The sequence below is a fragment of the Neorhizobium sp. CSC1952 genome, from assembly GCF_030378245.1.
Taxonomy (GTDB): Bacteria; Pseudomonadota; Alphaproteobacteria; order Rhizobiales; family Rhizobiaceae; genus Neorhizobium; species Neorhizobium oryzae_A.
Window position 1 is genome coordinate 3,897,659 of record NZ_CP128416.1, and the last position, 26,979, is coordinate 3,924,637.

Annotated in this window: 22 protein-coding genes and 1 other RNA gene; 21 read left to right on the forward strand and 2 right to left on the reverse strand. The window is 63.9% G+C overall.

The features are described 5' to 3' along the window. Positions 1 to 5: 5 nt before the first annotated feature. Complete coding sequence (locus QTA58_RS18885) at positions 6 to 1,217, reverse strand: pyrophosphate--fructose-6-phosphate 1-phosphotransferase (protein ID WP_289670172.1); 1,212 nt, start codon at positions 1,215 to 1,217, stop codon at positions 6 to 8. A gap of 324 nt (positions 1,218 to 1,541) precedes the next feature. On the opposite strand from QTA58_RS18885, the gene QTA58_RS18890 reads away from it, so the two are divergent. From QTA58_RS18890 to murB, 17 genes are all read left to right on the forward strand, one after another. Further along, the gene (locus QTA58_RS18890) at positions 1,542 to 2,285 is read left to right on the forward strand and encodes a DnaJ family molecular chaperone (protein WP_289673219.1); all 744 of its coding nucleotides are present in this window, start codon (positions 1,542 to 1,544) and stop codon (positions 2,283 to 2,285) included. Continuing rightward, the gene (locus tag QTA58_RS18895; RefSeq protein ID WP_289670174.1) at positions 2,282 to 3,043 is read left to right on the forward strand and encodes an N-acetylmuramoyl-L-alanine amidase; all 762 of its coding nucleotides are present in this window, start codon (positions 2,282 to 2,284) and stop codon (positions 3,041 to 3,043) included. Before QTA58_RS18890 ends, QTA58_RS18895 begins: the two co-directional genes overlap by 4 nt. Positions 3,044 to 3,284: 241 nt before the next feature. Beyond that, on the forward strand, positions 3,285 to 3,893 hold the full coding sequence (locus QTA58_RS18900) for a lytic transglycosylase domain-containing protein (RefSeq protein WP_289670176.1): 609 nt from the start codon (positions 3,285 to 3,287) through the stop codon (positions 3,891 to 3,893). 70 nt (positions 3,894 to 3,963) lie between these two features. Continuing rightward, positions 3,964 to 5,157 carry an FAD-dependent oxidoreductase gene (locus QTA58_RS18905; protein ID WP_289670178.1) on the forward strand — a complete coding sequence of 398 codons (1,194 nt, stop codon included), beginning with the start codon at positions 3,964 to 3,966 and terminating at the stop codon, positions 5,155 to 5,157. A 40-nt stretch (positions 5,158 to 5,197) separates the two neighbouring features. Then, an RNA gene (rnpB, locus tag QTA58_RS18910) (RNase P RNA component class A) lies at positions 5,198 to 5,637 on the forward strand. A gap of 453 nt (positions 5,638 to 6,090) precedes the next feature. After that, complete coding sequence (mraZ, locus tag QTA58_RS18915) at positions 6,091 to 6,525, forward strand: division/cell wall cluster transcriptional repressor MraZ (protein ID WP_234811347.1); 435 nt, start codon at positions 6,091 to 6,093, stop codon at positions 6,523 to 6,525. A 14-nt stretch (positions 6,526 to 6,539) separates the two neighbouring features. After that, a complete protein-coding gene (gene rsmH / locus QTA58_RS18920; protein WP_289670180.1) occupies positions 6,540 to 7,565 on the forward strand; it encodes a 16S rRNA (cytosine(1402)-N(4))-methyltransferase RsmH in 1,026 nt (341 codons plus the stop codon). Between the two features lie 3 nt (positions 7,566 to 7,568). Next, the gene (locus QTA58_RS18925; RefSeq protein ID WP_085424664.1) at positions 7,569 to 8,030 is read left to right on the forward strand and encodes a hypothetical protein; all 462 of its coding nucleotides are present in this window, start codon (positions 7,569 to 7,571) and stop codon (positions 8,028 to 8,030) included. Next, positions 8,030 to 9,772 carry a penicillin-binding protein 2 gene (locus tag QTA58_RS18930; protein WP_289670183.1) on the forward strand — a complete coding sequence of 581 codons (1,743 nt, stop codon included), beginning with the start codon at positions 8,030 to 8,032 and terminating at the stop codon, positions 9,770 to 9,772. Before QTA58_RS18925 ends, QTA58_RS18930 begins: the two co-directional genes overlap by 1 nt. Positions 9,773 to 9,839: 67 nt before the next feature. Beyond that, entirely contained in the window at positions 9,840 to 11,300 is a 1,461-nt protein-coding gene (locus QTA58_RS18935; protein WP_289670185.1) for a UDP-N-acetylmuramoyl-L-alanyl-D-glutamate--2,6-diaminopimelate ligase, read from the forward strand. After that, entirely contained in the window at positions 11,297 to 12,730 is a 1,434-nt protein-coding gene (locus QTA58_RS18940; RefSeq protein ID WP_289670187.1) for a UDP-N-acetylmuramoylalanyl-D-glutamyl-2,6-diaminopimelate--D-alanyl-D-alanine ligase, read from the forward strand. Before QTA58_RS18935 ends, QTA58_RS18940 begins: the two co-directional genes overlap by 4 nt. A 28-nt stretch (positions 12,731 to 12,758) precedes the next feature. Next, a complete protein-coding gene (gene mraY / locus QTA58_RS18945) occupies positions 12,759 to 13,862 on the forward strand; it encodes a phospho-N-acetylmuramoyl-pentapeptide-transferase (protein WP_085424661.1) in 1,104 nt (367 codons plus the stop codon). 7 nt (positions 13,863 to 13,869) lie between these two features. Beyond that, complete coding sequence (gene murD, locus QTA58_RS18950; RefSeq protein WP_289670190.1) at positions 13,870 to 15,282, forward strand: UDP-N-acetylmuramoyl-L-alanine--D-glutamate ligase; 1,413 nt, start codon at positions 13,870 to 13,872, stop codon at positions 15,280 to 15,282. Positions 15,283 to 15,307: 25 nt separating this feature from the next. Beyond that, the gene (gene ftsW / locus QTA58_RS18955) at positions 15,308 to 16,462 is read left to right on the forward strand and encodes a putative lipid II flippase FtsW (protein ID WP_085424659.1); all 1,155 of its coding nucleotides are present in this window, start codon (positions 15,308 to 15,310) and stop codon (positions 16,460 to 16,462) included. 166 nt (positions 16,463 to 16,628) lie between these two features. Beyond that, on the forward strand, positions 16,629 to 17,783 hold the full coding sequence (gene murG, locus QTA58_RS18960; RefSeq protein ID WP_085424658.1) for an undecaprenyldiphospho-muramoylpentapeptide beta-N-acetylglucosaminyltransferase: 1,155 nt from the start codon (positions 16,629 to 16,631) through the stop codon (positions 17,781 to 17,783). Then, positions 17,780 to 19,189, forward strand: a complete 1,410-nt coding sequence (gene murC / locus QTA58_RS18965) for a UDP-N-acetylmuramate--L-alanine ligase (protein WP_289670192.1) — start codon at positions 17,780 to 17,782, stop codon at positions 19,187 to 19,189. Before murG ends, murC begins: the two co-directional genes overlap by 4 nt. Before the next feature lie 3 nt (positions 19,190 to 19,192). Further along, a complete protein-coding gene (gene murB / locus QTA58_RS18970; RefSeq protein ID WP_289670194.1) occupies positions 19,193 to 20,167 on the forward strand; it encodes a UDP-N-acetylmuramate dehydrogenase in 975 nt (324 codons plus the stop codon). 70 nt (positions 20,168 to 20,237) lie between these two features. On the opposite strand, the gene QTA58_RS18975 is transcribed toward murB, so the two are convergent. Further along, on the reverse strand, positions 20,238 to 21,542 hold the full coding sequence (locus QTA58_RS18975) for an MFS transporter (RefSeq protein ID WP_085424655.1): 1,305 nt from the start codon (positions 21,540 to 21,542) through the stop codon (positions 20,238 to 20,240). Between the two features lie 391 nt (positions 21,543 to 21,933). On the opposite strand from QTA58_RS18975, the gene QTA58_RS18980 reads away from it, so the two are divergent. The 4 genes from QTA58_RS18980 (at position 21,934) to ftsZ (ending at position 26,974) form a co-directional block, all read left to right on the forward strand. Then, positions 21,934 to 22,860 carry a D-alanine--D-alanine ligase gene (locus QTA58_RS18980; RefSeq protein WP_085424654.1) on the forward strand — a complete coding sequence of 309 codons (927 nt, stop codon included), beginning with the start codon at positions 21,934 to 21,936 and terminating at the stop codon, positions 22,858 to 22,860. 53 nt (positions 22,861 to 22,913) lie between these two features. Beyond that, entirely contained in the window at positions 22,914 to 23,780 is an 867-nt protein-coding gene (locus QTA58_RS18985) for a cell division protein FtsQ/DivIB (RefSeq protein WP_200814166.1), read from the forward strand. Continuing rightward, a complete protein-coding gene (gene ftsA / locus QTA58_RS18990; protein ID WP_085424652.1) occupies positions 23,777 to 25,108 on the forward strand; it encodes a cell division protein FtsA in 1,332 nt (443 codons plus the stop codon). The genes QTA58_RS18985 and ftsA overlap by 4 nt, the downstream gene beginning before the upstream one ends. A gap of 87 nt (positions 25,109 to 25,195) precedes the next feature. After that, positions 25,196 to 26,974 carry a cell division protein FtsZ gene (gene ftsZ, locus QTA58_RS18995; protein WP_289670197.1) on the forward strand — a complete coding sequence of 593 codons (1,779 nt, stop codon included), beginning with the start codon at positions 25,196 to 25,198 and terminating at the stop codon, positions 26,972 to 26,974. Positions 26,975 to 26,979 lie beyond the last annotated feature (5 nt).

Here is a 26,979-nt window from a genome sequence, read left to right on the forward strand (position 1 = left end):
CCGTCTTACGCTGTTTCGAAGGTCTGGCCGATATGGTCCATCACCTCGCCGAACCATCTTGCCGTCAGATCGAAATGTTTTCCACCCTTGATTCTCGGAAATTCGATCGTGCGCAGTTTTCCGTTCTGGTCTTCGTCATGACCTGTCACGCCCGAAACCTTGTTCAGGGCGCTCTCGACGGCAAGGTCGACCATGCTGTGGATCAGGCGCAGGTCGTCGACGTTGGCCGGGGCGGAACGGGCGAAGTAGCCGGATTTCTGGACCATGGAGCGTTCGGCGCCGAGAAGGGCGGCGAACTGCTTCTGAAACCAGTTGCCGACATTGATCGTGTCGATCTTCACGTGCCCGAAAGCGTCGCGCTTGATCGTCTCGCCCGCGGCTTCCCGCTCGGCGACGATCGCGTCGAGGCAGGCCCCTTCCGAGACGAAGAGCGTCACGAAGCCGCGCTTGTCCATCACATCCTTGAGGCGGGCGGCCTCCCTGTCGAGATCGAAGGCCATCTCCGGCAGATAAAGGCCGTCGATGTTCTTCATCGCCGTGTTCATCATGAAGCCTTCGACATATTCGTTGTTCCTGGTCTTCTGGATATAGGCACGCGCGGTCGCGGCGGTAAGCCAGCCGCAGTGACGTCCCATCACTTCGTGAATCACAAGTGTGCGAGGTGCGGCACTCTGCTCGTTCGAGACGTTGTCGAAGAAATAGGCCCCGACTTCCGCCGCGGTCCACGCGCCGAGCGACTGGCGGATCGGCACGACGTCGTTGTCGACCGTCTTCGGCAGGCCGACGACCGTCAGGTCGTAGCCATTGGCACCGAGATAGGCGGCAAGGTCGGCGGCGGTCGTGTTGGTGTCGTCGCCGCCGATCGTGTGGAGAATGGTGATTCCGTCGGCCGCAAGGCGTTCGGCCGCAATCCGGAGCGGGTTTTCGCCTTCCTTGACGAGGCCGCGTTTCACGCAGTCGGCGGCATTGGTGAGCTTGACGCGGCTGTTGCCGATCGGCGAGCCGCCGTAACGATGCAGGAGATAGGCCTTCTCACGCATGTCTTGCGTGATCTCGATGCGGTCGCCGAGCAAAACGCCCTGGTAGCCGGAACGGTAGGCGACCATCTCGATCTCCGGCGCGATGTCGTTATAGCGCTCGATCAGGCCGCCGACGGCGGACGACAGGCAGGGCGCAAGGCCTCCGGCGGTGAGCATTGCTACTTTCTGTTTGGCCATCGATCCTCCTTGACGCATACGCGTGCAGTTCAAAACCGAGGGAATGGATGCGACAGAGATGACCGCCTGTAAAGTGAATTTCTCAAGAAAAACCGGAACTTCGCCTCGGAGCCTCCAGACGGGGGAATATAATCGATTCAACCGGGCGACGGCCGTGCCCGGCCTGTGGAAAGACGAGGATGGCGGGCAGGGCGGATTGTGCCGGATAGGGAGGTAACTCGTTGGTGAACGGCGGTGATTGTTCGGAAAACATGAACATAGTTTAATCCGAGATGGACCGTCCGCCACCTTGCAATCCCCCGGATAATCTGGTCCATTGCGGTGATGATTTTCGACTTCGCCTGTCTCCAATTTTCCTCCCTCTGGGAACGACTGCTCGGCGCGATCGGCGACGCGGCTGGAAACACGCTCGGCCGCGTGGTGGAGGCGATCCGCACGCTGTTCGAAGGCGATCCGGAAACGCGCCGGAAAGTATCCTTTTCGGTGGCGATCATCGCCCTTTCCGCCAAGATGGCGAAGGCCGACGGCATCGTGACGGAAGCCGAAGTCCGGGCTTTCCAGCAGATCTTCGATTTTCCGGACGAGGAGGCGCGCAACGTGGCGCGGCTTTACAACCTCGCGCGCCAGGACGTCGCGGGTTACGAGGCCTATGCGATGAAGCTCGCGGGCCTCTGCGGTTCCGGCGCTTCCCAAAACTGCCCGATGCTGGAAAACGTGGTCGACGGCCTGTTCCACATCGCCAAGGCGGACGGGCTGGTGCACGAGAAGGAGCTCGGCTTCCTCGCCCGCATCGCAGAGATCTTCCGGATCGACGAGGCGCATTTCCGCCGCATCATGGCGCGTCACGTGCATCTCGACGGAGCGGATCCCTATCTTGTGCTCGGCGTGTCGCCCGAAGACGATTTTGCAAAGATCCGCAAGCAATACCGGCTGCTGGTCTCCGAGCATCATCCCGACAGGCTGATCGCCCGCGGCGTGCCGGTCGCGCTGCATGCCGCCGCCAATGAACGCATGGCGGCCCTCAACGCCGCTTATGCGGCGATTGCGAAAGAGCGCCGCGCCGCATGACAGTCTTTGCCGCCGACTATGCCGGCGCATCGGTAAGACCTTCCCCCAATCATGGCGAACGTGCCGGCGGGCTAAAGCCGGACATGATCATCCTGCATTATACGGGCATGGGAACCGCGGACGGCGCGCTCTCCTGGCTCTGTCGCGAGGAAAGCCAGGTTTCCAGCCATTATTTCGTCCATGAGGATGGGCGCGTGGTGCAGCTCGTGCCGGAGGGGCGCCGCGCCTGGCATGCGGGCAAGAGCTCCTGGGCAGGCGAGACGGACATCAATTCCTGTTCCATCGGCATCGAGATCGCCAATCCCGGCCATCCCGGAGGCCTGCCGGACTTTCCCGACAAGCAGATCGAGGCGGTCGCCGAATTGTGTCGCGATTGCGGCGCAAGGTGGAATATCCCGCCGGAGAGAGTGCTCGGGCACTCCGATGTGGCGCCGATCCGCAAGGTCGATCCGGGGGAGAATTTCCCCTGGGAAAAACTGCATGCCGGCGGGGTCGGTCATTGGATCGATCCGACCCCGATCAGCGGCGGCCGCTTCTTCCAGCTCGGTGAGAGCGGCCAGCCCATCGAAGCGCTGCAGTCGATGCTGTCTCTCTATGGTTATAACATTGAGATAACAGGGATTTTCTGCGAGCGAACGAAAGGCGTGGTGGAGGCGTTCCAGCGCCATTTCCGGCCGCAACTGGTCGACGGGATCGCCGACTTCTCGACCATCGACACATTGCACCGGCTGCTGAAGGCGATGCCGAAATACAGCTAGGTCGAACGTACCTCTTCGCCCCTGGATTTCGCCATAAAATCAGAAAATTTTTCCGTGCCACATCCTGTCCTTATTATCTCGTTCTAAAGAACTTGGTTAACGCAGCCGCCAGTGTGGACGGGGGTTGCAGAGATAAACGATCAGGTTCGGTGAACACCGCGCCGTCCATCCGGCGGTGCGGTGAGAGGATGTTTGCGTGTGAATGTCCGCGGACCTGCTAGTCCGGAGACATTCCTATTCAATGAAAAAATTGGCTGTTGCTGTCACGGCGGGTCTTGCCTTGCTCGCCGCGAATACCGAACGCGTGCGCGCTCAGGACGATACCGTCAGAACTTATACCAAACCACTGATCACGCCATGGGAAACGCGCGAGACCAGTTTTGCCGCACCCACGGATGCCGCCAAGCGCCTGCTTCGCCAGGTTCATTATGCGGATCTGATCGAGAAATATGCCGATCAATACGGCGTGCCGGTCGAGCTCGCCAATGCGGTGGTCCAGATCGAGAGCAATTTCCGCCCGACGGTGAAAGGCAAGGCCGGTGAGATCGGCCTCATGCAGATCAAGCCCGCAACGGCCCGCCTGATGGGATATGAAGGGCCGGATTACGGTCTCTACGATCCGGAAACGAATATCCGCTACGGGATGAAATATCTGGCAGGCGCCCACGAACGGGGCGGCGGCAAGACCTGCGGCACCATATTGCGATACAATGCCGGCCACGGCGCGACGCGGATGAACCCGATCTCCAGGCGCTATTGCAATCGGGTGGAGGCGATCCTGAAGGATACGCAACGTCCCGCCGAACAGCCCGCGGAGCAGACCGCGTCGCTTTCGCCTGCGGCATCCTGATTCCGGAAAACGGCTGGAAGTGCTTCGTGGAAACGGGCATTTTCGAGCCGACGGAATCAAGAGGGCAGGCATGACGGCACGGTTCAGATATATCGTTATCGGCAGGGGCATGATGGGTGCGGCCGCGGCCCGCCACCTCTCCAAATGGACCGAAGGCGTGGCGCTGATCGGTCCCGGCGAGCCGGCGGATTACACGCGGCATGAGGGCGTCTTCGCCAGCCATTACGACGAGGCGCGCATCACCAGGACGATCGATCCCGATCCCGTCTGGGCACGCCTCGCCAACCGGTCCATTGCGCGATACGGCGAGATCGCCGCCGAAAGCGGCATCGATTTCTACTCCGAATCCGGCTGCCTGCTGGTGGGGCCGAGACGGACGGGCGGCGCTCCGTCCTATGTCGGCAACGTTCTCGATGCGGCGGGCAGGCTCGGGGTCGCGACCGAGACGCTGGCGGACGCCGACCTGACAGACCGGTTTCCCTTCTTCTCCTTCCCTGACGGCAGCGAGGGGGTGTGGGAGCCGAAGGATGCCGGCCATATCAACCCGCGCCGGCTGGTGAAGGCGCAGGCGCAGCTTGCCCGGCGGCAAGGCGCGGCGATCATTCCGGAGACCGTTTCTTCCGTGCGCCAGGAAGGCGATGCCGTCACGGTCACGACCGCCGAAGGCAACATCTATTCGGGCGAGAAGGTCCTGGTCGCCGCCGGCGGTTTTTCCATCAACGAGAATCTCTTGCCGCGGCGTCTTGATCTCAAGGTTTATGCCCGCACCGTGGCCTTCTTCGAGGTGGACGAGGCTGCGATGGATGTCTGGGGCAGGGTGCCGTCGCTGATCTGGAAGTGGCGTGAAGGCGAGGACGGCATCTACCTTCTGCCGCCCGTGCGCTACCCCGACGGCAGGGTCTATCTCAAGATCGGCGGGGATCCGGACGATCTGCTGCTGCCGACGGAGCCGGAGGTGCGTGCGTCGTTCCGTTCCGGCGGGCGCGAAAGCACGAAACGGCGGCTCACCGAGATTATGACCCGGTTGATGCCGACGCTCGATCTTTCCCGTTCGTCCATGGCGGCCTGCGTCACCTCGTTCACGCCGACAGGCTACCCGGCGATCGCCATGACCGAGGCGGACCGTATCGGCGTCTTGAGCGGCGGCTGCGGCGCGGCGGCCAAGAGTTCCGACGAGATCGGCAGGCTGGGTGCGGAACTGATTTTCCACGGCCGGATCGTGGACGACGCCTATTCTGCGGATTTTTCGGCAAATTACCTGTAGACTCTGGCCTTCAACGCCCATGTCGGTTATGGACCGCATGCCAGTTGGCCGGGCAGCCGCGCTTCACCAGTGCCGAAAGGCGGTGAGGTGAGGAAAGTCCGGGCTCCACGGAAACACGGTGCCGGATAACATCCGGCGGGGGCGACCCCAGGGAAAGTGCCACAGAAAGGAAACCGCCCCGCTTTTTCTACCGCTTGGAAACCTCAAGCGGCTGAAATGGCGGGGTAAGGGTGAAAGGGTGGGGTAAGAGCCCACCGCGCCGCTGGCAACAGGGGCGGCAGGGTAAACCCCACCGGGAGCAAGACCGAATAGGGATGACGCGGGCCCAAGCGAAAGCGCGGGCTACAGCCGGTTTCCGGGCCAGTCATCCGGGTGGGTTGCGTGAGGCGATGCGCAAGCATCGTCCCAGATGAATGGCTGCCACGTTCCGGTGCCTGCACCGGAGCCATACAGAACCCGGCTTACAGGCCAACTGGCGTTTCTCTATATCGGCCCCAGGGAGGGGCTAGGCCTAAATCTCTCCGGCTGCGCGAATGGCGCATTTCGGGGCGCCGTTTCCGGTCGCTCCTTCCTTGCCTTAGTCCTGAAATTCCTTTTATTGCAGCGTCTTGAGAGGCCCGCGCGATTCACTTGCGGCGGTCTGCGGAGCCGGTTTCTCCGCTTGCGCCAATAACCCTTTGTTAAACTTAACGGCTTATAAATAAATCCGGTTTGGGAGCGGCAGGCGGGGCTTCTCCCATTGACGCCCATATGGTCCCATGGTATCCCAAAACTGCACTGCACAAGGGCGAATAAGCGCCCTCCAATCCCCGAGTATCGGTCGCAGGGCCGGGTGGGTTTTCGTCCATCCGGAAGGCGAAGCCGTATTCGGTGCGGCGTGCGTAGGCGGGCTGGGTCTCGTCTTGAACTGCAACGGGGCGGATGTTTGGCGTGATGAGCCGCTTCCTGTCGAATGCGACGAACAGGATCGATGCGAAGGGACGGGTTTCCGTGCCGGCGAGCTTCCGTTCGGTTCTTTCGGAGCGGGGAATCCAGGAGCTATACTGTCTCCAGGATTTCATCTATCCGGCGATCAGCGTCGGAGGGCCGGATCTGCTCGATCGCTACGAGCGGCAGATCGCTTCCGTGGATCCTTTTTCGCCGGAGGCGAACCGGATGTCGCTGCTCGTGCATGGCGGCGGCGTCTTCATGAGGCTCGATGCGGAGGGCCGGCTGATGGTCACGGATTTCATTCGCGACTTCACGGGAATCGGCTCGGAAGTGACCTTCGTCGGGCGCTCGGATCATTTTCAGTTGTGGCAGCCGCAGGCGTTTCACGAGGCGCAGGCGGCGGCGAGAGAGGGGCGTTCGGGTTTGCGCCCTTCATGAAACAGAGGAGAGGGATGGTGGCGAATCCAGGCGACGGAACAACCGAGCCCGAAGGCGGACCGGTTCGCCACATCCCGGTTCTCCTCGAAGAGGTCGTCCGGGCGCTGGAACCCCGGCCCGGCAGGCTCATCCTCGACGGCACGTTCGGTGCGGGCGGCTATACGTCCGCTCTTCTTGCTGCCGGCGCCGACGTGATCGCGCTCGATCGCGATCCGACGGCGATCGCGGCTGGCCGGGCTCTGGCCGATGCTTCCTCGGGGCGGCTCAAACTCATCCATTCGCAGTTCTCGCGGCTTGCCGACCATGCGCCTGAGGGCGGGCTCGACGGCGTCGTATTCGATATCGGCGTTTCCTCCATGCAAATCGACGAGGCGGAGCGGGGCTTCTCCTTCCAGAAGAACGGACCGCTCGACATGCGCATGTCGAAGGACGGCGTTTCGGCCGCCGATGTCGTCAATCGCGCCAAGGCGAGCGATCTCACCCGTATCTTCGGGTTCCTCGGAGAGGAAAAGCAGGCGGGCCGCATCGCCCGCGCCATCGAGAAGCGCCGCGCCTCCCAGCCTTTCGCCACCACGCGGGACCTCGCGAACCTCATCGAGACGGTCAATCCCCGCAAGGCCAAGGACAAGATCCATCCGGCGACGCGCGTCTTCCAGGCGTTGCGCATCTTCGTCAACGACGAGCTCGGCGAACTCGCCGAGGCGCTGTTTGCGGCCGAACGGGTTCTGAAGCCCGGCGGACGGCTGGTCGTCGTCACCTTCCATTCGCTCGAAGACCGGATCGTCAAGCAGTTCTTCGCCGATCGCTCCGGCAAGGTTTCCGGTTCTCGCCACCTGCCGATGGTCGAGGCCAAGCCCGTGATCTTCGAGGCGCTCGGCAAGCCGATGATCGCGGCGAGCGACGAGGAGGCGGAAGCCAATCCGCGCGCCCGTTCCGCGAAGCTGCGGGCAGGCATCCGCACCGCCGCACCGCCGCGGGCCGCCGACATGTCCATTTTCGATCTGCCCGACCTCGCCAGCCTCGCAAAGATGGGAGCGTAAGGAATGCTCAGAAGCTTCGATCTCGTCCTGATCGGCATCATGACGGCAGCCGCCGTCGTCACCTACACGATCAAGCATCGCGCCGACGAGAAGCTCGCGGAAGTCCGGCGGCTGGAGTCGGAAATCAAGCTGGAAAAGGACACGATCGAGCTCCTGAGGGCGGACTGGGCCCTGTTGACCCAGCCGAACCGCCTGCACCGGCTCGTCAATGTCTACAATTCCGAACTGTCTCTCGCGCCGACCGAGCCCACCCAGCTCGCCATGCCGAAGGAACTGCCGATGATGAGGTCGGCGCTGCCGCAGCCGGAGACGACGATCGAGGATATCATCGCCGGCAAGGACAGCGAGGTTGCGGCGGCTCTGAAGGGCGTTGCCGCCGCCAAGGCGAAGCCCGCCCCCAAAATCCCGGTCCCGCTGCCGCGCGGTTCCATTGAAGCTATCTCCACAGGATCGGTGAACCGCTGATGTCTTTTCTGTCCCGCATCATGGTCTTGAAGAGCCGGGCGCATTTCTCCTCCGGCAGCCGCGGCCGCGTCTCGGAAGCGGCGTCTTTCGAAGGCACCCGCAAGCGCAAGTCGGCGCAGGCCAGGAACCGCGTCGGTCTGCTGATCGCCGGTTTCGCCATCTTCTACTGCGTCATCGGCGGCCGCCTCGTGCAATACGGCGTGGCGCAGCCGCTGACGACGTCGAGCATCCTGCCGGCCGACCGGCTGATGGCTTCGCGGCCCGATCTCGTCGACCGCAACGGGGAATTGCTGGCGACCGATATCAGCACGGTTTCGCTCTTCGCGGAGCCGCACAAGATCGTCGACGCGGACGAAGTCATCGAGAAGCTCTCGACCGTGCTTCACGATCTCGACGTGAGATCGACCTATTCGAAGCTCAAGTCCAACTCCCGTTTCCAGTGGCTGCGCCGCCAGCTCACGCCGAAGCAGCAGAGCCAGATTCTCGCGCTCGGCATTCCGGGCATCGGTTTCCGGCCTGAAAAGCGCCGTTTCTATCCGGGCGGTCCGACCGCGGCGCATGTCGTCGGCTACGTCAATATCGACAATCGCGGCGTCGCCGGCATGGAGCGTTACGTCGACAGCCAGGGTCTTGCGGACCTCGCGGCCGTCGGCATGACGTCGAGCCAGCCGCTGGAGCCGGTCAAGCTGTCGATCGATCTGCGCGTCCAGTCGATTGTCCGCGACGTGGTGGCCGAATCGATGATCAAGTATCGCTCCATCGGAGCCGGCGCCGTCGTGCTCGACGTCCACACCGGCGAGATACTGGGCATGGCGTCCGCACCGGATTTCGATCCCAACAATCCGGTCGCCGGCGGCGAGGAGGGGTGGTTCAACCGCATGTCGAACGGCACGTTCGAAATGGGCTCGACCTTCAAGTCCTTCACCATCGCCATGGGGCTCGATTCCGGCAAGATGAACCTGCAGAGCACGTTCGACGCGCGTTACCCGATCCGCATCGGCGGCTTCACCATCAAGGATTTCCACGGCAAGGGACGCGTGCTCAGCGTTCCCGAAATCTTCCAGTATTCCTCCAATATCGGCACCGCGAAGATCGCCGATACCGTCGGTATCGAAGGCCACAAGGATTTCCTCACCAAGCTCGGTCTCCTGACGAAGATGCAGACCGAGCTTCCGGAAGTGGCGCAGCCGAGCCAGCCCCGCGAGTGGAAGAAGATCAACTCGATCACCATCTCCTTCGGCCATGGCGTCTCGACGACGCCGCTGCAGACCGCGGTCGCGGGTGCGGCCCTCGTCAACGGCGGCAAGCTGATCGAGCCGACTTTCCTGCCGCGCACGCGTGAAGAGGCCGACAAGGTGGCGGCCCAGGTGCTCAAGCCTTCGACCAGCAAGGACATGCGCTTCCTGTTCGACTGGAACGGCATCAACGGGTCCGGCAGGAATGCGCGCGTTGCCGGTTTCGATGTCGGCGGCAAGACGGGCACGGCCGACAAGGTGGTCAACGGGCGCTACGCGCACGACAAGAACTTCAACGCGTTCCTGGCGGCCTTTCCGATGGACAATCCGCAATATGTCGTCCTGACGTTCTCGGATGAGCCGAAGACCGACAAGGGCAACGGCGCGGCGCTCGCGGCCACCTCCGCCGCGCCGATGGTGAAGGAAATCATCAGCCGCGCAGCGCCTATTCTCGGTGTAAAGCCGAAATTCGGCAATGACGGCTCTGCCCTGCTCGTGTCTTATTGAGCGATAACAACTTGAGCGGACGATTCGTGGGGACGACGGGACGACGCTCAGAATGGACAATCAGTCGATGAAATTGCGAGACCTTGCCGGTCAGGACTTTCCGGAAATAGCCGAGCTGATGGCGGGGCCGGCGGGCGATCTCGATGTGACAGGCCTCTCCTCCGACAGCCGCAAGGTGAAGCCCGGCATGCTGTTTGCCGCGCTTGCAGGCTCGAAGGCCGACGGCTCGGCCTATATCGGCGATGCCGCCGCGCGCGGTGCGGTCGCGGCTATCGCCGCCCATTCTGCCGAAACCGGCATTCCGGTTCTCGCGGTTTCCAATCCGCGCCGGCTTCTCGCGCTCGCCGCCGCCCGGTTCTACGGCGCCCAGCCGGAAACCATGGTTGCGGTGACGGGAACGGCGGGCAAGACCTCCGTCGCCTCCTTCACCCGCCAGATATGGGCGCATGCCGGTCATGCCGCGGCGCAGATCGGCACCACCGGCGTCGTTTCGCCGACCCGCAACGATTACGGCTCGCTGACGACGCCCGATCCGGTGGAGCTTCAGAAACTTCTTGCGGAACTGGCCGCGGAAGGCGTCACCCATGCGGCGATGGAAGCCTCAAGCCACGGTCTCGACCAGAGCCGGCTCGACGGCGTGCGGCTGTCGGCCGCCGGTTTCACCAATCTCGGCCGCGACCATATGGACTACCATCCGACGGTCGAGAGCTACATGGCCGCCAAGATGCGGCTTTTCGATACGCTGCTGCCGAAGAGCGCGCCGGCCGTGATCTTCGCCGACGATGCCTGGTCCGACGAGGCGATCCGTGCGGCGACCGCGGCGGCTCTCGATGTGCGCACCGTCGGGCGGCGCGGCGATTATCTTTCTCTCAAGCGCGTCGAGCATTTCCGCCACCGGCAGATGGCCGAGGTGCATTTCGGCGACGAGATATTCGAGGTCGACATTCCGCTCGCCGGCGATTTCCAGGTGGCCAACGCTCTCGTCGCGGCCGGCCTTGCCATGTCGACCGGCGTGCCGGCTTCGGTCGCGATGGCCGCGCTCGAAAGGCTCACAGGCGCCTCCGGCCGCCTCGAACTCGTCGGCCAGACGAAGGACGGCGCGCCTGCCTATGTCGACTATGCCCACAAGCCGGATGCGCTGGAAAACGTCCTGACCTCCGTCCGCCCCTTCACGACGGGGCGCGTGATCGTTGTCTTCGGCTGCGGCGGCGATCGCGACAAGGGCAAGCGGCCGATCATGGGCGAGGTGGCGACGCGGCTTGCCGATGTCGTCATCGTCACCGACGACAATCCGCGTTCCGAGGTGCCGGAAGTGATCCGCGCTGAGATCATGGCGGCGGCACCCGGCGCGATCGAAATCGGCGACCGGGCGCAGGCGATCGGCGAGGCGGTCAGGATGCTGCATTCCGGCGACACGCTGATCGTCGCCGGCAAGGGCCATGAGGAAGGCCAGACGATCGGCACCACGGTCCTGCCGTTTTCCGACCATGTGGAAGTGCGCAAGGCGCTGGAGGAGCTGAAGCCATGAGCTTTCTGTGGACCTCTGAGGATATGACGGCCGTGATAGGCGGCCGGCCGATCGGCACGCTGCCGGAAGGCATTACGGGCATTTCCATCGACAGCCGGTCGATCGGGGAAGGCGAGGCCTTCTTCGCCATCAAGGGCGATCGCGTCGACGGCCACGACTTCGCCAGCATGGCGGTTGCGAACGGCGCCTCGCTCATCGTCGTCAGCGAGGCGAAGCTTCCGGCGCTCGGGCGTCTGATCGCGCCGATGATCGTCGTCGACGATGTGCTGGCAGCGCTTGGCCGGCTTGCGGTGGCGTCGCGCGAGCGGAGCAATGCCCGGATCGTCGCCGTCACCGGCTCGGTCGGCAAGACGACGACGAAGGAGATGCTGCGGCACGTGCTGGCGCCCTCCGGCAAGGTGCATGCGGCCGTCGCGTCCTTCAACAATCATTGGGGCGTGCCGCTGACGCTGGCGCGCATGCCGGCGGATGCCGAGTTCGGCGTCTTCGAGATCGGCATGAACCATCCGGACGAGATCCGGCCCCTGGTGAAGATGGTGCGGCCGCATGTGGCGATGATCACCACGATCGCCGCCGCCCATCTCGGCCATTTCAAGGACCTCGAGGAGATCGCCGCCGCCAAGGCCGAGATTTTCGAAGGCGTCGAGCCGGGCGGTGCGGCGATCCTCAACCGCGATATCGGGCAATTCGGCTTTCTGGAGCAGAAGGCTCAGGAGGCGGGCATTGCCCGCATCTATACCTTCGGCCAGCACGCCAAGGCGGATTTCCGCCTCGCTGATTTCGAGGGCAATGCGGAGAGCTCGACCGTCTGGGCCGTGCTGAGCGGCGAGACGTCGGAAATCCACATCGGCGCGCCCGGCCGGCATATCGCCGAAAACGCCATGGCGGCGCTCGGCGCCTGCCTGCTCGTCGGGGCGGACATGGCGAGGGCGATGGAGGCGCTTGCCGCGCTGAAGCCGGTGAAGGGCAGGGGCGAGCGCCACCTGCTCGGTATCAGCGAAGGCCACCTGACCTTGATCGACGAAAGCTACAATGCCAATCCGGCTTCCATGCGCGCGGCGATCGCGCTGCTTGCGTCCGCGACGCCCGAACTGACCGGCCGGCGAATCGCCGTGCTCGGCGACATGCTCGAGATGGGCGAATTCTCCGGCAGGGTGCACGAGGAACTGGCAGGCCCGCTGCTCGCCGCCGGCATCGAACATGTCTGGCTTGCCGGTCCGGAGATGGCGGCGCTGCGCGACGCGCTGCCGGACAGCGTCCAGGTGGAATACCGCGAGAAGACCTCGGAGCTTGCCGATTTCGTCGTGCGCTCGGTCATTCCCGGCGACGTGGTGATGGTGAAGTCGTCGCTCGGGCTCGGCTTCGGCAAGATCGTCGCCGCACTTCTTGACAACTATCCGGCGTTTTCCGACACGGGGCGCCAATCTTGATAAGACGCGGCTTGAGAAAGGGCCCTGAATGCTGATCTGGCTTGTGGAACTGGCGGATAAACTTCAATTTTTCAATCTGTTCCGATACATCACCTTCCGGACCGGTGCCGCCCTCTTCACCTCGGCCCTGATCGTCTTCCTCTTCGGTCCCATGATCATCGACTCGCTTCGCGTCCGTCAGGGCAAGGGTCAGCCGATCCGCGCCGACGGGCCACAGACCCATTTCAAGAAGGCCGGCACGCCGACCATGGGCGGCCTGATGATCCTCGCCGGCATCGTCGGCGGCTCGCTTCTCTGGGCCGACCTTTCCAACATCTACGTCGTCGCCACGCTTTTGGTGACGCTCGGTTTCGGTGCAATCGGTTTTTACGACGACTACCTCAAGGTCACGAAGCAGACGGACAAGGGCTTTTCCGGCAAGGCCCGCCTCGCCATCGAATTCGTGATCGCCGGCATCGCCGTCTTCTTCATGATGCGCATGGCGGTCGCCACCGGCTCCTCGACCAATCCGACGCTGGGCACCTCGGTCGCCTTTCCGTTCTTCAAGGACCTGTTCATCAATCTCGGCATCTTCTTCGTGCTGTTCGGCGGCTTCGTGATCGTCGCGGCCGGCAATGCGGTGAACCTGACCGACGGTCTCGACGGGCTCGCCATCGTGCCGGTGATGATCGCAGCCGCGTCGTTCGGCGTGATCGCCTATCTCGCGGGCAACGCGGTTTTCGCGAACTATCTGCAGATCAATTTCGTTCCCGGCACCGGCGAGCTTGCCGTCATCCTGGGCGCGGTGATCGGCGCGGGCCTCGGTTTTCTCTGGTTCAACGCGCCGCCGGCCGCGATCTTCATGGGCGATACCGGTTCGCTGGCGCTCGGCGGCCTGATCGGCTCCGTCGCCGTCGCCACCAAGCACGAGATCGTCATGGCGATCATCGGCGGCCTCTTCGTGATGGAGACGCTCTCGGTCATCATCCAGGTGGGTTTCTTCAAGATGACCGGCCGGCGCGTCTTCCTGATGGCGCCGATCCATCACCATTTCGAAAAGCTCGGCTGGACGGAGAGCCAGGTGGTGATCCGCTTCTGGATCATCGCCGTCGGGCTGGCGATGCTCGGCCTTTCAACACTCAAGCTGCGGTGACGCCACGATGATCCCCGTCACCACATTCCGGGACAAGCAGGTCGCGCTCTTCGGGCTCGGCGGCTCGGGCCTTGCGACGGCAAAAGCGCTCGTCGCCGGTGGCGCGAGGGTCGTCGCCTGGGACGACAATCCGGACAGCGTCGCGAAGGCGGCGGGCGAGGGGATCGCGACCGCCGACCTGCGCACCATCGACTGGCCGGCGCAGGCCGCCTTCGTGCTGTCACCCGGCGTGCCGCTCACCCATCCGAAGCCCCATTGGAGCGTCGATCTCGCCCGGGCGGCCGGTGTCGAGATCATCGGCGATGTCGAGCTTTTCGTCCGCGAGCGGCGCGCGCATGCGCCGGATTGCCCGTTCATCGCCATCACCGGCACCAACGGCAAGTCGACCACCACGGCACTGATCGCCCATATCCTGACATCGAGCGGACGCGATACGCAGCTCGGCGGCAATATCGGCACAGCGATCCTGACGCTCGATCCGCCGAAGGCGGAGCGCTACTTCGTCGTTGAGTGCTCGTCCTACCAGATCGATCTTGCGCCGACGCTCGATCCGACCGCCGGCATCCTCTTGAACCTTACGCCCGACCATCTCGATCGCCACGGCACGATGCAGCACTATGCCGACGTGAAGGAGCGGCTGGTCGCCGGCAGCCGGACGGCGGTGATCGGCGTCGACGATTCCTACAGCGCCCTGATCGCCGACCGCGTCGAGCGTGCCGGCGTCGCCGTCAGGCGGATTTCCAAGCGCAGCGTCGTCGCCGATGGCCTTTATGCCGAAGGCACCCGGATCGTCGAAGTGCATGGCGGAGCGTCGTCGACGCTCGTCGATCTCGGCGGCATCCAGACGCTGAAAGGCAGCCACAACGCCCAGAACGCCGCTGCGGCGATCGCCGCATGCCTCGCCGTCGGCGTGTCGGCGGAGGACATCCGTGCGGGCCTCAAATCCTTCCCCGGCCTCAAGCATCGCATGCAGCCGGTCGGCCGGTTGACGAACCAGGGCGGCGGCCAGGTCGTCTTCGTCAACGATTCGAAGGCCACCAATGCGGATGCGGCCGCTCCGGCGCTTTCCAGCTACGACCGCATCTACTGGATCGCGGGCGGTCTGCCGAAAGAGGGCGGGATCGTAAGCCTTGCTCCACTTTTCGGGCGTATTGTCAAAGCCTACCTGATCGGAGAGGCGGCGCCGGCCTTCGCGGCGACCCTCGGAGAGGCGGTGCCTTATGAAATATCGGGCACGCTGGAAAGGGCCGTCGCCCACGCCGCCGAAGACGCGAGCGCCGACGCCACGCCGTCCGCGGTGATGTTGTCGCCCGCCTGCGCCAGCTTCGATCAGTTCAAGAATTTCGAGGTCCGCGGCGATGCCTTCGTCGGCCATGTCGCAGCACTCGACGGCGTTACGATGTTGATCGACCTTGGTTGATCGGGACGGAAGGGGAAGCTGACAGATGGTAAGCCGCGCAGATCGTGGGCCGCTCGCAGACTGGTTCTGGACGATCGACCGTTTCTTCCTCGCTGCCTTCGTGCTCCTCATGGGCCTCGGCTTCATGCTTTCCTTCGCCGCTTCGCCGGCGGTGGCCGAGCGCATCGGTCTCGACAGCTTCCATTTCGTCGAACGCCACGCGATTTTCCTGCTGCCGTCGCTGGCGGTGATGATCGGACTGTCCTTCCTGACGCCGAGGCAGGTGCGCCGCACCGCGATCGTGCTGCTGGTCATATCCGTGGCGATGATGGTGCTGGCGCTGTTCTTCGGTGTCGAAGTCAAGGGTTCGCGCCGCTGGCTCGGCATCGGCAGCTTCTCCATCCAGCCATCGGAATTCATGAAGCCGGCCTTCGTCGTGGTCTGCGCTTGGCTGTTTGCCGAACACGCGCGCCAGCCGGAAATTCCGGGCAACCTCTTCGCCATCATCCTGTTCGGCATCGTTGCGGCGCTGCTCGTCGCCCAGCCGGACTTCGGCCAGACCATTCTGACCAGCGTCGTCTGGGGCGGCATGTTCTTCATGGCCGGCATGCCGTGGCTCTGGATTTTCCTGCTCGGCGGGGTAGGCGCCGGCGGCATCGTCGCGGCCTATTACATGCTGCCGCACGTGACGGCGCGTTTCGACAAGTTCCTGACCGGCGAGGGGGACCGCTTCCAGATCGAGACTGCCCATGAGGCCATTCTCCAGGGCGGCTGGTTCGGCCAGGGACCGGGCGAAGGCATCGTCAAGCGCATCCTGCCGGACAGCCATACGGACTTCATCTTCTCCGTTGCCGCGGAGGAATTCGGCATTATCTTCTGCATGGCGCTGGTGGCGATCTTCGCCTTCGTCGTGCTGCGCGGCCTCAACCACGCTTTCAAGGAGCGCAACGACTTCAACCGTTTTGCGGTCGCGGGCCTGGTGCTGCAGATCGGCATGCAGTCGCTGATCAATATCGGCGTCAACCTCGAACTGATGCCGGCCAAGGGGATGACGCTGCCTTTGATCTCCTATGGCGGCTCGTCGATGATCGCGATCTGCGTCACGGCCGGCTTCGTTCTGGCGCTGACGCGCCACCGTCCCGAGAAGCGGGCGCAGGAGAGAAGCCTGTTCCGGGTCGCCTCGGGCGTGCCGGCGGAGTGATAAAGATGATTCAAGTTAACCCCCCTCTGCCCTGCCGGGCATCTCCCCCTCCAGGGGGGAGATCGGCAAATGGCCAGTGCGGCATCCTCCCTTTGATCTCCCCCCTTGAGGGGGAGATGTCACGAAGGTCCGAAGGACGAGGGGGGTGTAGGGTGGAGGCGTCTCGATGACCAAAGGCATCATCCTGCTTGCCGCAGGAGGAACCGGCGGCCATGTGTTTCCGGCCGAGGCGCTTGGCTACGAGCTCCGCGAGCGCGGTTATTCCGTCCATCTCGTCACCGACAGCCGGGCGGAACGGTTCGCAGGCACGTTTCCGGCCGAGGAAATCCATGTGGTGCCCTCCGCGACCCTGGGTTCCAAGAACCCGGTTGCTGTCATCCGCACCGGCTGGAAGCTCTGGACCGGGCTCAGAGCGGCGCGCCGGCTGATCGGCAGGCTGAAGCCGCTCGCCGTCGTCGGTTTCGGCGGCTATCCCACCGTGCCGCCGCTGATGGCTGCGACCTCGATGGGCGTGCCGTCGATGATCCACGAGCAGAATGCCGTGATGGGTCGCGCCAACAAAGCCCTGGCGGCCAAGGTCCAGGCGATCGCAGGCGGCTTCCTGCCCGAGAGCGACGGCCCCTATGCGGACAAGACGGTCACGACCGGCAACCCGGTGCGTCCCGCAGTGCTCGCCGCTTCGAACATTCCCTACGTCGCCTCCCGCGGCAGTGATCCGTTCCGCCTCGTGGTCTTCGGCGGCAGCCAGGGCGCGCAGTTCTTTTCCTCCGCCGTACCGACGGCGTTGAGCCTGCTCGACAAGGCCGAGCGCGACCGCCTCGCCGTCACCCAGCAGGCGCGTCCCGAGGACAAGGATCGCGTCACCTCCTGCTTTGCGAAACTCGGGGCGCCGGCCGATATCTCCTCGTTCTTCTCGGACATGGCGGAACGGCTTGCGACGGCACATCTCGTCGTCTGCCGCTCCGGCGCCTCGACCGTTTCGGAAATCGCGGTGATCGGCCGCCCGGCCATTCTCGTGCCTTACCCGCATGCTCTGGATCACGATCAGGCGGCCAACGCGGCGGCGCTCGTCGCGACGGGCGGTGCGCAGGTCGTGCCGCAATCGGAGCTTTCCCCCGAGAAGCTTGCTTCCCTCATTTCGGCGGCGATGAAGGAGCCGGACCGGCTGGAGAAAATGGCCGCGGCGGCGAAAACGGCAGGGCATCCGAACGCTGCAAGCTTGCTTGCGGACATGGTCGTCGCTATTGCCGAGCGCAGATCGGTTACGGAATTCAAGACATCGGCAGATACGATGTTGCAGGACAGGGGAGTGCGGGCATGAAGATGCCGAAGGCCATCGGGCTCGTTCATTTCATCGGCATCGGCGGGATCGGCATGAGCGGCATCGCCGAGGTGCTCCACAATCTCGGCCACAAGGTGCAGGGCTCGGATCAGGCCGATGGCGCCAACGTCCAGCGCCTGCGCGACAAGGGCATCCCGGTCTTCGTCGGCCACCAGCCGGAAAATCTGGGCGATGCGGAAGTCGTCGTCGTGTCGACCGCCATCAAGAAGAACAATCCGGAGCTCGTCGCCGCGCGCGAAAGGTCGCTGCCGATCGTCCGCCGCGCCGAGATGCTCGCCGAACTGATGCGCTTCCGCAATGCGATCGCGATCGGCGGCACGCACGGCAAGACGACGACCACCTCGATGGTCGCCACCCTTCTGGAAGCCGGCGGGCTCGATCCGACCGTCATCAATGGCGGCATCATCAACGCCTACGGCACCAATGCCCGCATGGGCGAGGGCGAATGGATGGTGGTGGAGGCCGACGAATCGGACGGCACTTTCCTCAAGCTTCCCGCCGATGTCGCGGTCGTCACCAATATCGATCCGGAACATCTCGATCACTACGGCAATTTCGACGCGGTGCGGGCGGCCTTCCGGCAGTTCGTCGAGAACGTGCCCTTCTACGGCTTCGGCGTGCTCTGCCTCGATCATCCGGAAGTGCAGGCCCTCGTCGGCCGCATCGAGGACCGCAAGATCGTCACCTATGGCGAGAACCCGCAGGCCGACGCCCGCTTCTTCAACGTCCGCATGGAAGGCACCAAGTCCGTCTTCGATGTGGAAATCCGTCGCCGCCGGACCGGACGGGTCTTCAGTTTCAAGGATCTGACGCTGCCGATGCCCGGCCGCCACAATATCTCGAACGCCACCGCCGCGATCGCCGTCGCCAACCGGCTCGGCATTTCGGAGAAGGACATCCGCAAGGGGCTGGCTGCCTTCGGCGGCGTCAAACGCCGCTTCACGCTCACCGGCACCTGGAACGGCGTGTCCGTCTTCGACGACTACGGCCACCATCCGGTGGAGATCAAGGCGGTGCTGAAGGCAGCGCGCGAGGCATGCCAGGGCCGCATCATCGCCGTGCACCAGCCGCACCGCTATACCCGTCTTTCGAGCCTGTTCGAGGATTTCGCCAATTGCTTCAACGATGCCGACAGCATCATCCTCGCACCGGTCTATGCGGCGGGCGAAGAGCCGATTGAAGGCGTCAATTCCGAGGCGCTGGTGGCCCGCATCCGCTCCGGCGGCCATCGCGACGCGCGGTACATGGCGTCGCCCACGGAACTCGCTTCGATTGTGTCGGGCATTGCTAAACCGGGTGATTTCGTGGTTCTTCTGGGGGCTGGCAATATTACGCAGTGGGCGGCCGCATTGCCGAAGGAACTGGAAAGCATATCGGGACGATAGGAAATGAAACAGGTGAATGGGGAAAAGCTTCTGGCGTCGTTGGGAGTTGGCGTCGAAAAACTGCGCGGGCGCCTCACGCCGGACGCGCCGATGGATCGCGTCACTTGGTTTCAGGCAGGCGGCCTTGCCGAGCTCATGTTCCAGCCCCACGACATCGACGACCTCGTCACCTTCCTGCAGATCCTGCCGGAGGAGGTGCCGCTGACGGTGGTCGGCGTCGGCTCGAACCTGCTCGTGCGTGACGGCGGCATTCCTGGCGTCGTACTGCGCCTCTCGGCCAAGGGGTTCGGCGGCCTCGACCTCGTCGGCGAGAACCGCATCCAGGCCGGTGCCATCTGCCCGGACAAGCATATCGCCGCCATGGCCATGGACAACGGGATCGGCGGTTTCGCCTTCTATTACGGCATTCCGGGCTCGATCGGCGGCGCGCTTCGCATGAATGCCGGAGCCAACGGCACCGAGACGGCCGACCGGGTCGCCGAGGTTCATGCCGTCGACCGCAAGGGCAACAAGCACGTGTTCTCGAAGGCGGAGATGGGCTACAGCTACCGCCATTCGGCCGCCCCGGCGGACCTGATCTTCACGCATGCCGTCTTCGAAGGCTACCCCGAGGATCGCGCCAAGATCCGCGCCGAGATGGATGCGGTCCGCCAGCATCGCGAGACCGTGCAACCGATCAAGGAAAAGACCGGCGGCTCGACCTTCAAGAATCCCGAAGGCCATTCGGCCTGGAAGCTGATCGACGAGGCGGGCGGCCGCGGCCTGATGAGCGGCGGCGCGCAGATGTCGTCGCTCCACTGCAACTTCATGATCAATATCGGCCATGCGACCGGCTACGACCTGGAATATCTCGGCGAGACGGTCCGCCAGCGGGTCTTCGAACACGCCGGCATCAAGCTCGAATGGGAGATCAAGCGACTCGGCATCTTCATGCCCGGCCGCGAAGTGAAGCCGTTTCAGGGCGCGACGACGGAATAGTTCAATTCTCGAAGTAAAAAAAGCCGCGGAAGCAATGCTTTCGCGGCCTTTCTTCTTGTGAACTGCGAAGTCAGACTTCGTCCTTGCCCGAAAGCAGGATGCAGACGAGCGTCACCACGGCCGAAAGGCCCATATAGTAGCCCACATAGGTCATGCCGTAATTCGCCTGGAGCCATGTGGCGATATAGGGGGCGAGCGAGGCCCCGAAAATGCCGGCGAAATTGAAGGTGATGGACGAGCCGGTATAGCGGACGGCGGTCGGGAAGGGCGCTGCGAGCGCCGTGCCGATCAGTCCGTAGGTCATGCCCATCAGCACCATCGCAATCGTGACGAACACAAAGATCGACGCTTCGCCGCCGGTCATCAGTCCGGGCAGGAAGAAGGAGAAGATGCCGATCAGCACGGTCGTCAGGATCAGCATTTCCCGCCGGCCGAAGCGGTCGCCCAGTTTGCCGATGATCGGGATGAAGATGCCGAAGACGACGGAGCCGAGCAGTTGCACTTCCAGTGCTTCGATGAACGGCATCTGCAGCACCTTGATGTTGTAGGAGAGCAGGTAGGCCGAGCCGATATAGAAGAGCACGAAGGTGGCGAGCGCCACGAAAGTGCCGAGCACCAGGCTGCGCTTGTGATTGCGGAAGAGTTCCGCGACCGGCACCTCGACGCGCTCATGCTTGTCGATCGCCTTCTGGAAGTCGGGCGTTTCGGTGATCGAGAGGCGCACCCAGAGGCCGATGGCGATCAGCACGATCGAGGCGAGGAACGGTACGCGCCAGCCCCAGCTCAGGAGCGATTCCTGCGAGATGAAGTGCAGCAGGATCCAGAACACGCCGGAGGACAGGAACAGGCCGACCGGCGCGCCGAGCTGCGGGAACATGCCGTACCAGCTCCGCTTGCCTTCCGGCGCGTTTTCGGTGGCGAGCAGCACCGCGCCGCCCCATTCTCCGCCGAGACCGAAGCCCTGGCCGAAACGGCAGAGCGCGAGCAGCAGCGGAGCGGCGACGCCGATCGTGTCGTAGGACGGCAGGAGCCCGATCACCACGGTCGAAATGCCCATCGTCAACAGGGCTGCGACCAGCGTCGTCTTGCGTCCGATACGGTCGCCGAAGTGACCGAACACCACGGCGCCGAGCGGGCGGGCGAAGAAGGCGATCGAAAAGGTGGCGAAGGATGCAAGAAGCGCGGTCGTGGGGTCGCTGTTTGGGAAGAACAGGGCCGGGAAGACCAGGACCGCGGCGGTCGCGTAAACATAGAAATCGAAAAATTCGATTGTCGTGCCGACCAGACTGGCCGTCAGGACTCGTGCAGGGGAATTCGATGCAACAGGCTCTAACGGCTCAGCGGACGGCGATACGGAAGGTATCGCGTTTGTCATGCTGATTCCATTCAAAGAAGGTTTCTTTCAAGGCTCATAGGAGGCCGGGGAGGGCAATAGCGTAATTTTCTGGCCGCTGAAACCGAAAATCCGCAATGATCGGCAAAAAAGCTGCTTTCCTGCCTCATGAAATGCTGCCGCGGGAAAACGATCAACGGTCTGCGTCACGCGCTTTCGTCCAGGGAGACAGGGTTTCGCGTTAACCTTTTCCGATTCGATTTTTCCTTTGTTTTCATGCTGTTGGTTTCTTGGATTAATCAAAGTAAACGATTTGTTAACTATATTCGGGCACTAATGCAGGCATGCCTTATATCCGGCGGGAATCGCCTGCGGAAACAAGGTTGGCGCAAGGCGCCGAGGCGTAGAGTGAAATCTTTTTCAGGAGTGATCGATGAGCGACAAGCACGTGGCTGTTCTGATGGGAGGGTTCTCCTCCGAGCGGCCTGTCAGCCTGTCCTCGGGCAATGCCTGTGCCGACGCCCTTGAGGGCGAAGGCTATCGCGTCACCCGCGTCGATGTCGGCCGGGACGTCGCGGCCGTGCTTGCCGAACTCAAGCCGGATGTCGCCTTCAATGCCTTGCACGGGCCTTTCGGCGAGGACGGCACGATCCAGGGCATCCTCGAATACCTGGAGATCCCGTATACGCATTCCGGCGTGCTGGCCTCCGCGCTTGCCATGGACAAGCATCAGGCCAAGCACGTCGCCAGGGCCGCCGGCATTCCGGTCGCCGAGGCGAAGGTGATGAGCCGGTTCGAGATCGGAAACCTCCACCCCATCAAGCCGCCCTATGTGGTGAAGCCGGTCCGTGAGGGGTCGTCCTTCGGTGTGGTGATCGTCCAGGAGAATCAGTCCCATCCGCCGCAGGTCATCGGCTCTTCCGAGTGGCGCTACGGCGAGCAGGTGCTTGTCGAGCGCTATATCTATGGGCGTGAGCTCACCTGCGGCGTCATGGGCGGCGTGGCGCTCGGCGTGACGGAAGTCGTGCCCGTCAGCCATGCCTTCTACGACTACGACGCGAAATATGCCGAAGGTGGTTCGAAACACGTCATTCCGGCGCAGATTTCACCGAATATTTACCAAAAGATTCAAACACTGGCGCTCAAGGCGCATCAGGCGATGGGCTGCCGGGGCGTCAGTCGCTCAGACTTCCGCTACGACGACCGCTTCTCCGAGGACGGCGAGGTTATCTGGCTCGAGATCAACACGCAGCCGGGAATGACCCCGACATCGCTGGTGCCCGAAATGGCCGCGCATGCCGGCCACTCGTTTGGTGAGCTCGTCCGTTGGATGGTGGAGGACGCTACGTGTTTGCGTTGATCGGCAATAGAGCGGGTGGACCGCGCGGCCGTTCCGAGGCTTCCTATGTCGGTATGGAAGAACGCCGTGTTCTTCCGCGGCCGCTTCGGCGGGCTGTGCGCTTCTGCGTCAGCCTCGCGACGGGCCGCATCCATATTCCGCCGCACACGGGCACCGTGTCGGCGTTCGGTTTCTTCGCGGCGGTCGGGCTTTACGGCATGTCATTGGGCGGTCACGGCCATGAGGTCGCCCAGGCGACGACGGCGGCCGTCGGCTTTGCGATCGAGGATGTGCGCGTCTCCGGCAACGAGCAGACGTCCGAAATCGATATCCTCCAGCTTCTCGGCCTCGACGGAACGACCTCGCTCGTGGCGCTCGATATCGACGCCGCCCGCCGCAAGCTCTCCCAGCTTCCCTGGGTCGAGTATGCGGAGGTCCGCAAGGTCTATCCGAGGACGATCGAGGTCATGCTGAAAGAGCGCCAGGCATTCGGCATCTGGCAGCATGGGGCTGAGCTTTCCCTGATCGAGAAGAACGGCAGCGTGATCGCGCCGCTGCGCGACAACAAGTTCGCCTCGCTTCCGCTCTTCGTCGGCCGCGACGCCGAAACCGCCGCCGCCTCCTTCGAGGACGAGATGTCCGCGTGGCCCGAGCTGAAGAGCCGGGTAAAGGCCTATGTGCGTGTCGCCGGTCGCCGCTGGGATCTGCATCTCGACAACGGCATCGTATTGAAGCTGCCCGAGGCCAATATCGGCAAGGCGCTCACAGTGCTTGCCCGCCTCGAACAGGATCAGAGCGTCCTGCAGCGCGATGTCGCCGCGATCGACCTGCGTCTGGAGGACCGCACGACCATACGGCTTACCCCTGAGGCCGTCGAGCGCCGCCGGCAGGCGCTGGAGGCGCGTACCAAGGCCCTGAAGAAGCTGGGAGAGCAGTCGTGAGCGTTTTTGGTTCCTCCCATTTCGGCCTGCCGCGCATGAAGCCGCTCTCTTCCAAGCGTTCGCATGTGGTGTCCGTCCTGGACATCGGATCGACCAAGGTGGTCTGCATGATCGCCCGCCTGACGCCGCGCCAGGAAAGCGAGGTCCTGCCGGGCCGCACCCATAATATCGAGATCATCGGCATAGGCCATCAGCGGTCGCGCGGCGTGAAATCCGGCGTGATCGGTGATCTCGATGCGGCGGAAAGCGTCGTGCGGCTTGCGGTGGATGCCGCCGAGCGCATGGCGGGCCTCACCGTCGACAGCCTGATCGTCAACGTTTCCGCCGGGCGGCTTGCCAGCGACGTCTATACCGCGACGATCGATCTCGGCGGCCAGGAAGTGGAAGCGGCGGACCTGAAGAAGGTTCTGGTCACGGCGAGCCAGCAGTCGCTGCGCCAGGATCGGGCGATCCTGCATTCGTTGCCGACCGGTTTCTCGCTCGACGGCGAGCGCGGCATTCGCGATCCGCTGGCGATGTTCGGCGACGAGCTGGGTGTCGACATGCATGTGGTGACCGCCGAGCGGGCGACGCTCAAGAATCTCGAACTCTGCGTCAATCGCGCGCATCTTTCGGTCGAGGGCGTGGTTGCGACACCTTATGCCAGCGGCCTTGCGGCTCTCGTCGATGATGAGGTGGAGCTCGGCTGCGCGGCGATCGACATGGGCGGTGGCACCACGACGATCTCGGTCTTCGCCGAAGGCAAGCTCGTCCATACGGACGCCATCAGCCTCGGCGGCCATCATGTGACGACCGACCTCGCGCGAGGCCTCTCGACGCGTATCGAGGATGCGGAGCGCATGAAGGTCGTGCACGGTTCGGCGATCGGCAACAGTGCCGACGAGCGTGACGTGATCGCGGTTCCGCCGATCGGCGAGGACGATCGCGATCAGCCGATCCAGGTGCCGCGTTCTCTGGTCACCCGAATCGTTCGGGCCCGCATCGAAGAGACGCTGGAGCTGATTCGGGACCGCATCCAGAAATCGGGTTTCAGTCCGATCGTCGGAAAACGCGTCGTGCTGACGGGCGGCGCAAGCCAGCTCACCGGCCTTCCGGAGACCGCCCGCCGCATCCTGGCGCGCAATGTCCGGATCGGCCGTCCGATGGGCGTCTCCGGTCTTCCGGCGGCGGCCAAGGGTCCGGCCTTTTCGACGGCGGTCGGCCTGATGATCTATCCGCAGGTCGCGGACATGGAAACGCATGCCTCGCAGGGCGGGCTGATGGCTTCGTTCGGCAGCGGCAACGGTCGGCTGGCCCGTGTGGGCCAGTGGCTGAAGGAGAGTTTTTGATGCGGGGGCCTGTGCCCACCGCTTCAGAGAAGAGTTGCAATGAATTGGCCGGCGGCGATGCGGCCAGAAAAAGAAGGAACGGGTGCAATGACCATCAAGCTGCAGAAGCCTGATATTACCGAGCTGAAGCCTCGGATTACCGTGTTCGGCGTCGGCGGGGGCGGCGGCAACGCCGTCAACAACATGATCACGGCCGGGCTCGAAGGCGTCGATTTCGTTGTCGCCAATACGGATGCCCAGGCGCTCACCATGACCAAGGCTGACCGGATCATCCAGATGGGTGTTCAGGTCACCGAGGGTCTCGGCGCAGGCTCCCAGCCGGAAGTCGGCCGCGCCGCCGCCGAAGAATGCCTCGACGAGATCTCCGATCATCTCGCCGGCACGCATATGTGCTTCGTCACCGCCGGCATGGGCGGCGGCACCGGCACGGGTGCCGCCCCGGTCGTGGCGCAGGCCGCCCGTTCCAAGGGTATCCTGACCGTCGGCGTCGTCACCAAGCCCTTCCATTTCGAAGGCCAGCGCCGCATGCGGCTTGCCGAATCGGGCATCCAGGAGTTGCAGAAGTCCGTCGACACGCTGATCGTCATCCCGAACCAGAACCTCTTCCGCATCGCCAACGACAAGACGACCTTCGCCGACGCGTTCGCCATGGCGGACCAGGTCCTCTATTCGGGCGTTGCCTGCATCACCGACCTCATGGTGAAGGAAGGCCTGATCAACCTCGACTTCGCCGACGTCCGCTCGGTGATGCGCGAGATGGGCCGCGCGATGATGGGCACCGGCGAAGCCTCCGGTCCGGGCCGTGCGATGCAGGCTGCGGAAGCGGCGATCGCCAACCCGCTGCTCGACGAGACGTCGATGAAGGGTGCGCAGGGCCTCCTGATCTCCATCACCGGCGGCCGCGACCTGACCCTCTTCGAAGTGGACGAAGCCGCGACCCGCATCCGCGAGGAAGTCGATCCGGACGCCAACATCATCCTCGGCGCGACCTTCGACGAAGCGCTCGAAGGCCTGATCCGCGTGTCGGTCGTCGCGACCGGCATCGATCGCGGCGCGGCCTCGGTCGATATCCGTGCCGCCGAAATGCGCGCCGCCGCCAAGCCGGTCGTCCGCCCCTCGGCCGCCATTCCTCCGGCTCAGCCGGTCGTCCAGCAGCCCGCTCCGGTCATGCAGGCCGCCCCGGCACCCGTCCTGAAGCCGGCCATCGACCCGATCGCCGAGACGATCCGCATGGCGGAAGCCGAGATGGAACGCGAGCTCGCCATCGCCGAACCGCCGCGCATCGCTCCGGCACCCCAGCCGGCCGCTCCGCAGCCGCTGCAGGAGGAGTTCCGTCCGCAGAGCCGTATCTTCGCAGCCGCTCCGGCCGAAGCTCCGGCGCCGGTTGCAAGCCGTCCTGCTCCGGCCCCGCAGCCGGCTCCGGTCCAGGCTCATGCGTATCAGGCCCCGGCGATGAACCAGCCCGCTCCGCGCATGGCGCAGCCGGCGCATCACGAGCCGCTTTCTCCGGTCGTGGAGCCGGTGCGCATGCCGAAGGTCGAGGACTTTCCGCCGGTGGTGAAGGCGGAGCTCGATCGTCGCTCCCAGCCGGTCCAGCATGTGCAGGAAGAGCGCGGTCCTATGGGCCTCCTGAAGCGGATCACCAATTCGCTCGGGCGCCGGGAGGAGGAAGAGCCGGTCAGCTCCGATATGACCGCTCCGGCGCCTGCTCAGGCTTCGCAGCAGCGCCGTCCGCTGTCGCCGGAAGCAAGCCTCTACGCACCGCGCCGCGGCAATCTCGATGACCATGGCCGCGCCATTCCGCAGGCTCATCACGAGGAAGACCAGCTCGAAATTCCGGCCTTCCTGCGGCGCCAGTCCAGCTGAGTTAA